General features: G+C 64.1%; 13 protein-coding genes and 1 tRNA gene. 7 read left to right on the top strand and 7 right to left on the bottom strand.

Annotated elements, in window-relative coordinates:
- The first annotated feature begins 33 nt into the window (after window positions 1-33).
- Genes IEW63_RS06640 through IEW63_RS06625 form a run of 4 tightly spaced genes read left to right on the top strand, consistent with a single transcriptional unit; the run spans window position 34 to window position 3,863 of the window.
- Entirely contained in the window at window positions 34-1,350 is a 1,317-nt protein-coding gene (locus tag IEW63_RS06640; RefSeq protein WP_188635822.1) for an acyl-[ACP]--phospholipid O-acyltransferase, read from the top strand.
- Window positions 1,347-2,327, top strand: coding sequence for a DUF2157 domain-containing protein (locus IEW63_RS06635; protein ID WP_188635821.1), 981 nt, complete (start codon window positions 1,347-1,349; stop codon window positions 2,325-2,327). The genes IEW63_RS06640 and IEW63_RS06635 overlap by 4 nt, the downstream gene beginning before the upstream one ends.
- Window positions 2,324-3,385 carry a DUF4401 domain-containing protein gene (locus IEW63_RS06630; protein ID WP_188635820.1) on the top strand — a complete coding sequence of 354 codons (1,062 nt, stop codon included), beginning with the start codon at window positions 2,324-2,326 and terminating at the stop codon, window positions 3,383-3,385. Before IEW63_RS06635 ends, IEW63_RS06630 begins: the two co-directional genes overlap by 4 nt.
- Window positions 3,375-3,863, top strand: coding sequence for a GDYXXLXY domain-containing protein (locus IEW63_RS06625; protein WP_188635819.1), 489 nt, complete (start codon window positions 3,375-3,377; stop codon window positions 3,861-3,863). Before IEW63_RS06630 ends, IEW63_RS06625 begins: the two co-directional genes overlap by 11 nt.
- Window positions 3,864-3,886: 23 nt before the next feature.
- Here the strand turns inward: IEW63_RS06625 and IEW63_RS06620 are convergent, their stop codons facing one another.
- The 4 genes from IEW63_RS06620 to argF all read right to left on the bottom strand — a co-directional run bounded on the left by IEW63_RS06620 (window position 3,887) and on the right by argF (window position 6,831).
- Window positions 3,887-4,135 carry a PFL_1563 family small protein gene (locus tag IEW63_RS06620; RefSeq protein ID WP_188635818.1) on the bottom strand — a complete coding sequence of 83 codons (249 nt, stop codon included), beginning with the start codon at window positions 4,133-4,135 and terminating at the stop codon, window positions 3,887-3,889.
- Window positions 4,136-4,253: 118 nt separating this feature from the next.
- Complete coding sequence (locus IEW63_RS06615; protein WP_188635817.1) at window positions 4,254-4,736, bottom strand: FKBP-type peptidyl-prolyl cis-trans isomerase; 483 nt, start codon at window positions 4,734-4,736, stop codon at window positions 4,254-4,256.
- A gap of 77 nt (window positions 4,737-4,813) precedes the next feature.
- Window positions 4,814-5,920 carry an ABC transporter ATP-binding protein gene (locus tag IEW63_RS06610; RefSeq protein ID WP_188635816.1) on the bottom strand — a complete coding sequence of 369 codons (1,107 nt, stop codon included), beginning with the start codon at window positions 5,918-5,920 and terminating at the stop codon, window positions 4,814-4,816.
- A 5-nt stretch (window positions 5,921-5,925) separates the two neighbouring features.
- Window positions 5,926-6,831 (bottom strand): ornithine carbamoyltransferase, encoded by a 906-nt coding sequence (gene argF / locus IEW63_RS06605; protein ID WP_188635815.1) that lies wholly within the window; start codon window positions 6,829-6,831, stop codon window positions 5,926-5,928.
- Window positions 6,832-7,057: 226 nt separating this feature from the next.
- Here argF and grxD point away from each other — a divergent pair, with 226 nt between their 5' ends.
- Window positions 7,058-7,378 (top strand): Grx4 family monothiol glutaredoxin, encoded by a 321-nt coding sequence (gene grxD, locus IEW63_RS06600; protein WP_188635814.1) that lies wholly within the window; start codon window positions 7,058-7,060, stop codon window positions 7,376-7,378.
- A gap of 88 nt (window positions 7,379-7,466) precedes the next feature.
- Window positions 7,467-7,543: transfer RNA gene (locus IEW63_RS06595), tRNA-Pro, on the top strand.
- A 50-nt stretch (window positions 7,544-7,593) separates the two neighbouring features.
- Here IEW63_RS06595 and IEW63_RS06590 read toward each other — a convergent pair.
- Entirely contained in the window at window positions 7,594-7,911 is a 318-nt protein-coding gene (locus IEW63_RS06590) for a PA2433 domain-containing protein (RefSeq protein WP_188635813.1), read from the bottom strand.
- Window positions 7,912-8,065: 154 nt separating this feature from the next.
- On the opposite strand from IEW63_RS06590, the gene IEW63_RS06585 reads away from it, so the two are divergent.
- Window positions 8,066-9,250, top strand: a complete 1,185-nt coding sequence (locus IEW63_RS06585) for an AI-2E family transporter (protein ID WP_188635812.1) — start codon at window positions 8,066-8,068, stop codon at window positions 9,248-9,250.
- Here the strand turns inward: IEW63_RS06585 and glpK are convergent, their stop codons facing one another.
- Both glpK and curA read right to left on the bottom strand, forming a co-directional pair.
- Window positions 9,251-10,762, bottom strand: a complete 1,512-nt coding sequence (gene glpK / locus IEW63_RS06580; RefSeq protein WP_188635811.1) for a glycerol kinase GlpK — start codon at window positions 10,760-10,762, stop codon at window positions 9,251-9,253.
- Between the two features lie 13 nt (window positions 10,763-10,775).
- Entirely contained in the window at window positions 10,776-11,810 is a 1,035-nt protein-coding gene (curA, locus tag IEW63_RS06575) for an NADPH-dependent curcumin/dihydrocurcumin reductase (RefSeq protein ID WP_188635810.1), read from the bottom strand.
- Window positions 11,811-11,902: the final 92 nt, after the last annotated feature.

Below are 11,902 nucleotides of genomic sequence, written 5' to 3'. Positions count from 1 at the left end.
TCCTTCGGCACTCCCATCAGAAGGATGACAGCGATGGCGGACCATTCGCAGTTCAGGTTGTTGGGCAGCAGGCGCTTTCTGCCGTATTTCGTGACCCAGTTTCTCGGCGCATTCAACGATAACGTGTTCAAGCAGGCACTGGTGCTGGCTATCCTGTTCCGGGTGGGCAGTACCATGGACCCCAACGTGCTGATCAATTTCAGTGCGTTGCTGTTCATTCTACCGTTCTTCCTTTTTTCCGCTCTCGGCGGCCAGCTGGGTGAGAAGTACCCCAAGCATCGGCTCATCCGGCTGATCAAGTTCGGCGAGATCCTGATCATGCTGTTCGGGTCGGCGAGCGTATTGCTCGGCCATCTTCCCATGATGCTTGCCGTGCTCTTTGCCATGGGCTCGCAGTCCGCCCTGTTCGGCCCGGTCAAGTATTCGATATTGCCGCTGCATCTGGCGGAGCGTGAATTGCTGGGCGGCAATGCCCTAGTGGAAATGGGCACCTTTCTGGCGATACTCGGCGGCACACTGTTCGCCGGATTGCTGATGAGCAGTGACCAGTGGGCCTGGTGGGTGTCGCTTGCGGTGCTGGGTTTTGCGCTGGCCGGCTTCATTGCCAGCCTGGGCATTCCCGCTACCGCCGCTGCGCTGCCTTCGCTGCAGCTGGACTGGAATATCCTGCGGCAGTCGGTCCGCACCCTGCATCTGGGGCTGGTCAGGCAGTCGAAGACGGTATCCCGTTCGTTGCTGGCCAACTCCTGGTTCTGGTTCCTCGGCGCGACCTATCTGGCGCAGATACCGGGCTTTACCCATGAATATCTGCACGGGGACGAGTCGGTGGTTACCCTGATCCTGGCGGTCTTCTCGATCGGTATCGCGACCGGCTCGCTGCTCTGCGAACGGCTGACGGGCAGGGTAGTGAGTCTCGGGCTGGTTCCGGTTGGCGCAGCCGGACTGACGCTGTTCGGGCTGTTGCTCTGGGCCGGGGCTGGGCAGATCGCCGTCGGGCTGGATCAGCTGAGCTGGCGGGAACTGCTGCATCAGCCGGCGGCCTGGTGGGTCATGGGATGCATTCTCGGACTGGGCACGTTCGGCGGTTTCTACATAGTGCCGCTGTATGCGCTGATCCAGGCCCGCACCGATGATCACGAGCGGTCCCGGGTGATCGCCGCGAACAATATTCTCAACTCGTTGCTGATGGTGATCTCTGCGGTATTTGCCATGTTCATGCTGGGTGTGGCCGGTGTCAGTATCCCCCAGTTGTTCCTGATCATCTCTCTGCTCAACGTGGCTTTCGCCATCTACCTGTTCACCAGTGTGCCGGAGTTCGTCCAGCGCCTGCGACTGGGAGCAAGCAGATGAACCGACTGGATGAGCTGCGTCAGCGCGACCAGTTGCTGGGCTGGGTGGAGCAGGGTCTGTTATCACCCGGCCAGGCCGGTCAGGCGCTGGCGCCGGCAGAACCGAAGCCTACCGCGGCGCATTGGCGGTGGGCGCTGGATCGCTTGCTGGGGTTTCTCGGCTGTCTGTTGCTGGCGCTGGGTGTGATCTTCTTCTTCGCCTTCAACTGGGACGACATGCATCGCCTGCACAAGGTGGCTCTCGTGCTGCTGGTGCTCAGCGGCTTTGCCGGTGCAGCCCTGTTTCTGCAGGCGGGGTCGACCCTGTACCGGGCCAGTCTGGTGGGCGCGGCGCTGACCACCGGAGCGGCGCTGGCGGTGGTCGGGCAGATTTACCAGACCGGAGCGGATATCTGGCAGCTGTTCGCCGGTTGGGCGGTATTGATGCTGCCCTGGGTGCTGCTGGCGAGATCCACCGCCGGCTGGCTGCTGTTCTGGCTGGTCGCCAACCTGGCCCTGGCGCTCTACCTTGCCGTGCCCCGGGGCTGGCCCGGTGTCGGCCCCTTCAGCGCCCGTGCGCTGTTCGGTATGGCGTTCGGCAACCTGGTGATGCTGTTGCTGTTCGAACTGGCGGGCCGCCATCTGGCACCGAACGCCGGGCGGATCCTGCCCCGTCTGGCGGGGCTGATGGCGCTCGCGGTGCTGAGCCTGGGCGCGGGCATTGGCTGGGAGCAGGGCGGCTATCGGGGCTTTCTCGTGGGCCTGGGCCTGGTTTATCTGCTGGCCATCCCGACCTATCTGGAACTGCGGCGAGACCTGCTCATGCTTGCGCTGCTGGCCTATTCGCTGGTGGCGGTGGGCAGCGCCGGGCTCGGGCACTGGCTGGCGGATCGGGTGGACCACTTCACATTGCTCAACCTGCTGGGGTTGGTGGTACTGGTGGGCAGTGCGCTGGCTACGTTGTGGCTGCATCATCTGTACAGGGAGTCCAGACAGTGAACGGGACGTGGAAGCAGGGGTTGCTGGAGCACCTGTATCAGCGGAGGATTCTCGACCAGGCTGCGATGCAGCGGCTGGCCAGACATGACAGGGTGCCCTGGTTCGTAGTGCTGCTGGCGGGGCTTGCGGCCTGGCTGGCGGCCGCGCTGCTGATCGGCAGTACGCTGGTCACTCTGCTGGGTGACAGCCCGGCGACGGCCGCCGCGGCTGGGGCGCTGCTGCTCGGAGCCGCCATCTGGCTGTTGCGCCGTTCAGGTGTATTTGCCGGCCAGCTGGGGCTGGCACTTTCCCTCGCGGGGCAGGGCATGCTGGTACTGGCGGTCGCTCAGCTTGATGCCCTGCAGACCTGGCAGCATCGGCCCCCTGCGCTGGCGGCCATGCTGCTGGCCAGTGGCATGCTGTGGACCCCGGCTGCCGGCAGCCACCGTCTGGTGTGCGCGCTGATAGCGCTGGCAGCCGGGGCCGCCCTGGTGGGCCTGAATCCGGGTCTGGCATGCTACGGCCTGCTGCTGGCGGTGGCTGCGACCTGGATCTGGTGGCAGCGGCATCGCTGGGCGGGGTCCCGATGGGCAGCGCTGTACCGTGCGGCGGGCGGGGGAGCGACGCTGCTCGCGCTGGGGCTGCCGCTGATTGCCCAGCGACACTGGATGGAGTCCTTCGGCATGCTGGTCGATCAGCGGATGGCATTCGTGCTGAGCTGGTTGTACCCGCTGGGCGCCGGCGCTCTGTTGCTCGGTGTCACCCTGCGCCTGAGTCGCGGGCTGAGCGCTCCGATGCGTATCGCCGCGGTCGCTGCGGTGCTGTTGCTGGGCGGGTTGGGGCTGCAGGCGCCCGGGTTGCTGGTTGCTGCTGCGCTCTGGTTGGCACTGTTTCATGCCTGCGAACGTTTCTGGGCGGTCCTGGTGGGCCTGGGCGCGCTGCTCTACCTGGGTGATTTCTACTACGGGCTGCATATCAGTCTGCTGCACAAATCCCTGCTGCTGGTGATCAGTGGCCTGCTGCTGCTCGGCCTGCGCGGATATCTGCTGCGGCAATGGGAGGGCGAAAATGAGCATTGAGCGTGGCGGGATCGTGGCCGCCTGGCTGCTGGTGGGCGTGGTGGTGGTTCACGCGGTGCTGGGATTCGAGCGTACATTGCGGGACGGCCAACTGGTGCTGCTTGAGCTGGCACCAGTTGATCCGCGTTCGTTGATGCAGGGCGACTACATGGCCCTGCGCTTTGCCGTGGACGCGCAGCTGCCCGCCGGCGAGCCACAACCCGCCTATGCTTATATGCATGTGGGGGCGGAAGGCAGGGCGGTGCTGGCGGGCACCGGAAGTCAGCCGGCCGTCGAGCCGGGGGTGATTTCCATGCGCATTCGTCGGGGTGATTGGGGCGCTAGTATCGGACCCAACGCATTCTTCTTCGAAGAAGGCTCCGCCGCTGTCTACGAGCGGGCTCGCTGGGGCGGGTTTCGTGTGGCCGGTAATGGCACAGCGTTACTGGCTGCGCTGTATGACGAGAATCTGCAACTGCTCGGTGGCAATCGTCGCTGACGCCCTGATCAGGGGTGGGTGTATCAGGCCTTGCTGGCGGTCTTGGCTGCTGGCTTGGCAGCGCTCTTGACGGCGGTTCTGCCCCGTGGTCCGCCATAGGTCTGGCCACTGGTGCCGGTGGGGATGCTCTGGATCTTTCCGCCTGCGGCGAGGAACGCCTGGATCTGGTCGTCGATGGATTCACTGGTAGCGACGGCCGGCTCCGGCTTGCGTTTGGCTGCGGCCCTGGTGGGTTTCTTGGCGGTAACCGTAACAGCGGGTTTTGCTGACATCAAATCTGCTCCCTTGTGATGAAAAACAACCATAATACACTTTTTCTGTCAATAATGCTTGGGTTGTTTTTTGTCGCGCCCCGGACATCGCCAGAATCCGGGGCGGGAGCGGTCTGGCTCAGTGCTGATGGCCGCCTGCCCCATGAGCATGACCGTGGGCCAGTTCGTCCTCGGTGGCGGGGCGCACGGCCAGGATTTCCACGTCGAACTTCAGATCGCGGCCGGCCAGTGGATGGTTGCTGTCGACCACTGCCTGGGAGTGGCCGACCTTCACCACGGTGACCTGGCGCGGACCCTGTTCGGTCTGGATCACCGCCAGCATGCCGGGCTTCCACTTTCTGGCACCCTGCAGGTGCTTGATCTGGACTTTCTGCAGCGCGTCGGGGCGCACTGGACCGTACGCCTTGTCCACCGGCAGCTCGATGCTGAAACTGTCACCGGCGGAGCGACCTTCCATCGCTTCGACCAGCCCGTCCAGCAGGCCCGCTTGACCGTGCAGGTAGAGAACCGGCTCGTGATCGCGGGAGGTTTCGATCTGTTCGCCCTTGGCGTCGAACAGGGTGTAGTGGAACTGGACCACGGCGTCTTTGGCTATCTGCATGAATGGACTCGTCAGGCTGGATTGAAAAACCGCCATTATCCGGAGCCGTCAGCCGCTTGCCAAGAGCGCGCGCTCGCTCAGGCGGAATCACCCTGCGCAAGCATCTGCTCAAGCGGCAGCGTGGCGCTGACGTTGACGCTGCCCTGGGCGGCGAAGATGACCAGGTGATCGGCTGCCACGCGGATGCCCAGTACCTCGCCCAGCGGGTGATCATCATGGCTCGGAAACAGGGTCTCCACCGTGCTGCCGGTAGGCAGTTGCAGGCGATACAGGGTGGTGGCGCCGAGAAACACCTTGCCGGTGATGGTCGCGGTCAGCGCGCTGCCATCCTCGCCGACGATGTCATCCGGGCGCAGCAGCACATCCACTGCGCTGCCGGTGGGCAGCTGATAGGCACGGTTGCCGCGGATCACGCCGAGCTCGGTCTGCACCGTATCCGGAGTGAGCAGCTGGCCACGCAGGAAATAGCCCTGGCCGATGAAGCTGGCGACAAAGGGCGTGGCCGGTTCGTGATAGAGGTTGTAGGGCGTATCCCATTGCTGCAGCCGGCCCTCGCGCAGAACGCCGACCTGGTCACACATGGCGAAGGCCTCGCTCTGATCGTGGGTGACCAGCATGGCGCTGATGCCACGGGCCTTGAGGATGTCCCGCACTTCGGCCGACAGGCGTCGGCGAAGGTCGCCATCGAGGTTGGAGAAGGGTTCGTCCATCAGCAGCAGGGCAGGCTCCGGCGCCAGCGCCCGGGCCAGCGCCACCCGCTGCTGCTGGCCCCCCGACAGTTCGTGGGGATAGCGGTTGCCCAGCCGGTCCAGATTGACCAGCTCCAGCAGTTCGCTGACGATGCGCCGGCGCTGCGGGTGCCGGCTGATGCCGAAGGCGATGTTCTCGCTGACGGTGAGATGCGGAAACAGCGCGTAATCCTGGAATACCATGCCGATGCGGCGGCGATCCGGTGGCACCCGTGTGGTGGGGCTGGACAGCAGCTCGCCGCGCAACCGGATCTCGCCTGCGGTGACCGCCTCGAAGCCGGCGATGCTGCGCAGGGTGGTGGTCTTGCCGCAGCCGGATGGTCCCAGCAGGCAGCCGATATCGCCGGCCCGCAGATGCAGGCTCAGCTCATGTACGATAGGCGTGTCGTCGTAGCCGCAGGCCAGTTCGTTGAGCTCCAGCACGATCTCGGACATGGCCGTCACACCGCCAGCAGGAATTCGATCAGTGCCTTCTGCGCATGCAGGCGATTCTCCGCCTGATCCCAGACCAGGCTGCGCGGATCATCCATCAGCTCGGCGCAGACCTCCTCGCCGCGGTGCGCTGGCAGGCAGTGCATGAACACCACCGACTCGTCGGCCAGATCCAGCAATTGCGATGTCACCTGATAGGGTGCGAAGGTCTTTCTGCGCTCCCTTGCTTCCTCTTCCTGACCCATCGAGGCCCAGACGTCGGTGCAGACCAGGTGCGCCCCGGCCATCGCCTCGCGCGGATCGCGGACGATGCTCACCCGGTCACCGGCCTGCTCGAGCAGCGCCGGATCAGGGTCGTAGCCTTCGGGGCAGGCCACGCGCAGCTGGAACTCGAACTGGATGGCAGCCTGGATGTAGGTGTTGCACATGTTGTTGCCGTCGCCGACCCAGACCACGGCCTTGTCCTTGATGCTGCCGCGGTGCTCAAGGTAGGTCTGCATGTCTGCCAGCAGCTGGCAGGGGTGAAGATCGTCACTCAGGCCATTGATCACCGGCACCCGGGAGTAGGCAGCGAAGGTCTCGAGCGTGGCATGGGCGAAGGTGCGGATCATGACGGCATCGCACATGCTCGACAGTACCCGTGCGCTGTCCTCCACCGGCTCGCCGCGTCCCAGCTGGGTATCCCGCGGCGAAAGAAAGATGGCCTGACCGCCAAGGTGCACCATGCCCGCCTCGAAGGAGACCCGGGTGCGGGTGGAGGCCTTCTCGAAGATCATGCCCAGTACGCGGTTCTTCAGCGGCTCGTAGACCACTCCCCGGCGGTGCAGGTCCTTCAGCTCGATGCCGCGCTTGAGCAGGCCGGCCAGCTCTGCCTGGGAACAATCCATCAACGAAAGAAAATGCCGTACTGTCATGTTGTGCTACCTGATTGCGATCGGCTGCCGATCGGAAATGGGAGCCCGTACCGCAGCCTATTGGCTCGGTACAAGCCATCCATCGAGAGTGAGAAGCAGGCATCTTATAGGTAAAATCCAGCGCAAGGCAAATGCCCCAACCGCGGGTGGGCCGATGGGCAGAAAGGGGGCTTTGCGATACAATGGCGCCAATCGTTCTGCCCATTCACCGCTTCAGGGGATCACCATGAGCACCACCATCGACACCATCAAAGATCAGATCGCCAGCCACCCCATCCTCATCTACATGAAGGGCGCGCCGAATGCGCCGCAGTGCGGCTTCTCCGCCCGTGCGGTTCAGGCGCTGATGGCCTGTGGACAGAAGTTCGCCTATGTGGATATCCTGCAGAACCCGGACATCCGCGCCGAGCTGCCCAAGTACGCCAACTGGCCGACCTTTCCGCAGCTGTGGGTGAAGGGTGAGCTGGTAGGTGGCAGCGACATCATCCTGGAGCTTGCCGAATCCGGTGAACTGCAGACCATGCTGACTGCCGCGGCCGAGGGCTGAGGTGGCCTAAGCGCCGGGCGGCTAAAGATTTTTTCATCTTTGCACTTGTGAAAAAATAACGATTATGTAAAATGCCGCCTCACCAATACGGAGCGTAGCGCAGCCTGGTAGCGCGTCTCGTTCGGGACGAGAAGGTCGCTGGTTCGATTCCAGTCGCTCCGACCAATTTCCAGAGCCCCTGACCCCTCAAGGTCAGGGGCTCTGTTGTTTCCGGCCTATTGCTCTTCATTGCCCTCGGTATCCTGGGCATTCTCGCTGGAGCCGGCGCCGCGTATTTCCTGCAGGGCCTTGCTCGAGTGGACCACACACCCTTCTTCATCGCCTTGCGACTGCGCTTCGCCGGCCATGCGGATATGTTCGTCTATCTGCTGCCGGGCCGATTCGGTCAGGCTCTCGCGGTCATAGTCGGCATTCTCGGACAGCGAAGCCATGTTGGACTCGCAGGTGACATCTTCCTGTTGTGCCATCACGGCCGGGCTGGCGAGCAGGGCGGCGAAACCGATCAGGGGCAGGGTTCTGGTAATGATCTTCATGGGTTGTCTCCGTGGAATGGGGGTGACACCAGATTGAGACCACGTACTGCCGGGAGTGTTGAATGTTTTGACGGCGGGTCGCCCGCTATCTGCTTTCATCCGGCGCTGGTATTCTTCCGGTCTCACCCGACGACTGGATGAACACAGGCAAGCCATGATCAATACCAATATGGAAAACAAGAGTTTCGTGTTGCTGCTGGCGCTGGTATCCATCGCCTTCGTGGCAATCCTGCTGCCGTTCTACGGAGCGGTGTTCTGGGGCACTATCCTGGCAATCATCTTCTATCCCATGCAGCGGCGTTTCGAGAACCGTTTCAACGGTCGGCGCGGCTGGGCCGCTGCGGTTACCCTGGTCATCATTCTGGTGATCGTGATCCTGCCTCTGAGTCTCATGGCCGGCGCACTGGTTCAGGAGGGCACCAATATCTATCAGCGGGTGAGCAGCGGCACGCTGAATTTCGGTGACTACCTGGAACAGGTCATCAATGCCTTGCCCGAATTCGCCCGCAGCCTGCTGGAGCGGTTCGGCCTTACCGATCTGGCCGATGTGCAGGAACGCATATCCGAGTTCGCCATGACCGGCAGCCAGTTCCTGGCGACCAAGGCCTTCAGCATCGGGCAGAACACCTTCCAGTTCCTGATCAGCTTCGCCATCATGCTGTATCTGCTGTTCTTCCTGCTGCGTGATGGCCGCCAGGTGGCTGCCAGCGTGCGCCGCGCCATCCCGCTGGGCGAGATCTACAAGCAGCACCTGCTGTCCAAATTCACCACCGTGGTCAAGGCCACGGTAAAGGGCAATATCGCTGTTGCGGCGGTGCAGGGCGCGCTGGGCGGTTTCATCTTCTGGGTCCTGGGTCTCCAGGGGGCCCTGCTCTGGGGCGTGCTGATGGCGGTGCTGTCACTGCTGCCGGCGGTAGGGGCAAGTCTGATCTGGGGCCCGGTGGCGATCTACTTCCTGGCGACCGGCGCGTTGTGGGAAGCGGCCATCCTGACCGCCTTCGGGGCGGTCGTCATCGGTCTGGCGGACAACGTACTGCGCCCCATACTCGTCGGCAAGGACACCAAGCTGCCGGACTACGTGGTGCTCATATCCACCCTCGGCGGGCTGGCATTGTTCGGACTCAACGGTTTTGTCATCGGCCCGCTGATTGCTGCCCTGTTCATGGCCGCCTGGAGCCTGTATGCCGAGGCGCGGGAGGAGCATGAGGTAGTCGCGGTACCGGCAGAGGAACTGCCGATCGAGCCGGAGCTGATCCACGAGGACGGCGTCGCCGAGCCGGCCGTCGTGCCGGTAGTTGAGCCGGGACAGAATAGCGGCAGCGAGGACAGGACGCCGTAGTCAGCCTTCGCCGGTGCGGTTGGCATGGGCCGGGCGCCGCACCCGCTCCACTGCGTCCAGCCAGCCGGCGTAGAGTTCCTCGCGCCGGGCCTCCGGCATCACCGGGGCAAAGCTGCGTTCGCAATCCCAGTGCCGTGCGAGATCCTCCAGCCCGGTGAACAGCCCGACGTGCAGCCCGGCCAGACAGGCGACGCCCAGCGCAGTGGTTTCGGTCACCTGCGGCCGGTCCACCGGTACGCCCAGGGTATTGGCCAGCGCCTGTACCATCCAGTTGTTGACGACCATGCCACCATCGACCCGCAGGGTGGACATCGGCATGGCGCTGTCGGCCTGCATCGCCTCCAGCAGGTCGCGGGTCTGGAAGCATACCGACTGCAGCCCGGCGGTGACGATCTCGGCGATGCCGGTATCGCGAGTCAACCCGAGGATCGCTCCCCGCGCCAGCGGGTCCCAGTAGGGCGCGCCCAGGCCGGTGAAGGCCGGCACCAGATATACGCCGCTCTGATCGCCAACCTGTTCGGCCAGCGCTTCGGTTTCATCGGCGTGGCGGATCAGTTTCAGCCCGTCACGCAGCCACTGAATGGCCGCGCCGGCAACGAAAATGCTGCCTTCCAGGGCATATGTGGTCTCGCCTGCCAACCGGTAGGCTACGGTGGTCAGCAGCCGATGGCCGGATTGCACCGGAGTGGTACCGGTGTTCATCACCATGAAACAGCCGGTGCCATAGGTGCTCTTGACGCTGCCGGGGTGGAAGCAGGCCTGGCCGACCAGCGCCGCCTGCTGGTCGCCGGCCATGGCGCATATGGGAATGCCGGCGCCGAACAGCGACGGGTCGGTGATGCCGAAATCGGCGGTATTATCCAGCACTTCCGGCAACAGGCTGGCCGGAATGTTCAGCAGCTCCAGCAACTGGTCGTCCCACTGCTGGGTATGAATATTGAACAGCAGGGTGCGCGAGGCGTTGGTCGCATCGGTGCGATGCACCTTGCCGCCGGTCAGGCGCCAGAGCAGGAAACTGTCGATGGTGCCGAAGCGCAGTTCGCCCCGTGCGGCGCGCTCGCGGGCGCCGGCCACGTTATCCAGCAGCCAGTGCAGCTTGGTGCCGGAGAAATAGGGGTCGATCAGCAGGCCGGTGCGTTCGTTGATGAGGGGCTCATGCCCGGCGGCGTGCAGCCGGTCACAGAACTCCGCGGTGCGTCTGTCCTGCCAGACGATCGCTGGATGCACCGCCTCGCCTGTGGCGGCGTCCCAGAGTACCGTGGTTTCGCGCTGATTGGTGATGCCGATGGCGCTGATAGCCGTCGCAGTCAGCCCGGCGTCACCCAGCGCGCGGCGGACCACCGAAATCACGCTGTGCCAGATATCCTCGGCGTCGTGCTCCACCCAGCCATCCTGCGGGAAGTGCTGGTCGAACTCCTGCTGGGCGACACTCACCGGCTGCAGTCGGGCGTCGAAGATCATCGCTCGGCTGCTGGTAGTGCCCTGGTCGATGGCGAGGATGTAATCCGGCATGGCGTTCCCTCAATCAGTCGGCGATCTTCACTACCACCTTGCCGAAGTTCTGCCCCTCTAGCAGGCCGATCAGGCCCTGGGGCGCGTTTTCCAGCCCTTCGATCCGATGCTCGCGAACCTTCACCTTACCCTCGGCCACCCAGGGGGTCATCTCGGCAAGAAACTCGGGATAGTGCGGCCCGTAGTTGTCGAAGATGATGAAGGCCTGCATGCGTATGCGCTGACTCAGCAGCAGCCGCATGAGTTGTGGCAGCCGATCCGGGCCGGGCGGCAATTCGGTGGCGTTGTACTGGGCGATCAGGCCGCACACGGGCACCCGGGAATGGGGGTTGAGCAGCGGCATGACCGCATCGAACACCTTGCCGCCGGCGTTCTCGAAATACACGTCGATGCCGTCGGGGCAGGCATTGGCCAGGTCCTCCGGCAGGCTGTCGAGCCTGTGGTCCAGGCAGGCATCGAAACCCAGTTCATCCACGGCGTAGGCGCACTTGTCCGGCCCCCCGGCGATGCCTACCACGCGGCAGCCCTTGAGCTTGGCGACCTGGCCCACGACACTGCCCACCGGGCCGGTTGCGGCGGCCACCACCACGGTCTCGCCGGGTTTCGGCTGGCCGATATCCAGCAGCCCCATGTAGCCGGTGAAACCGGGCATGCCGAGTACACCCAGCGCCTGCGAGGGGTGCGGCATGTTCGGGTCAAGCCTGAACACCATGCTGCCGTCGGACAGGCTGTAATCCTGCCAGCCGGCGGTATAGCTCATTACCAGATCACCCGGCTGATAGCCCTCCAGATTGGACTCCACGACCCAGGCGACCGCCCCGCAGGGCATCACGTCATTGATCGCCACCGGCTCGGCATAGGACTTGGCATCGCTCATGCGACCGCGCATGTAGGGGTCGAGGGACATCCAGATATGACGCAGCAGCATCTGGCCCGGTCCTGGCGAAGGTACCGCCGATTCCACCAGGCGGAAGTTCTCGGGCACCGGCGCGCCCACCGGGCGGGAGGCAAGCAGTATCTGGCGGTTGCGGTCCTGAGTCTGGGGCATGCTGGGGTCTCCTGTGTGCAAGGGGAAAGCTGAATGCTGATTGGACTTTAGCATGCAGAGCCACGCCGGGCTGGTCAACCGGCCCACTCCGC

This window comes from Halopseudomonas pertucinogena (assembly GCF_014646575.1).
GTDB classification, from domain to species: Bacteria; Pseudomonadota; Gammaproteobacteria; order Pseudomonadales; family Pseudomonadaceae; genus Halopseudomonas; species Halopseudomonas pertucinogena.
The sequence above is the reverse complement of the archived record's forward strand: the minus strand, read 5'-3'. Positions and strand labels throughout refer to the sequence as shown.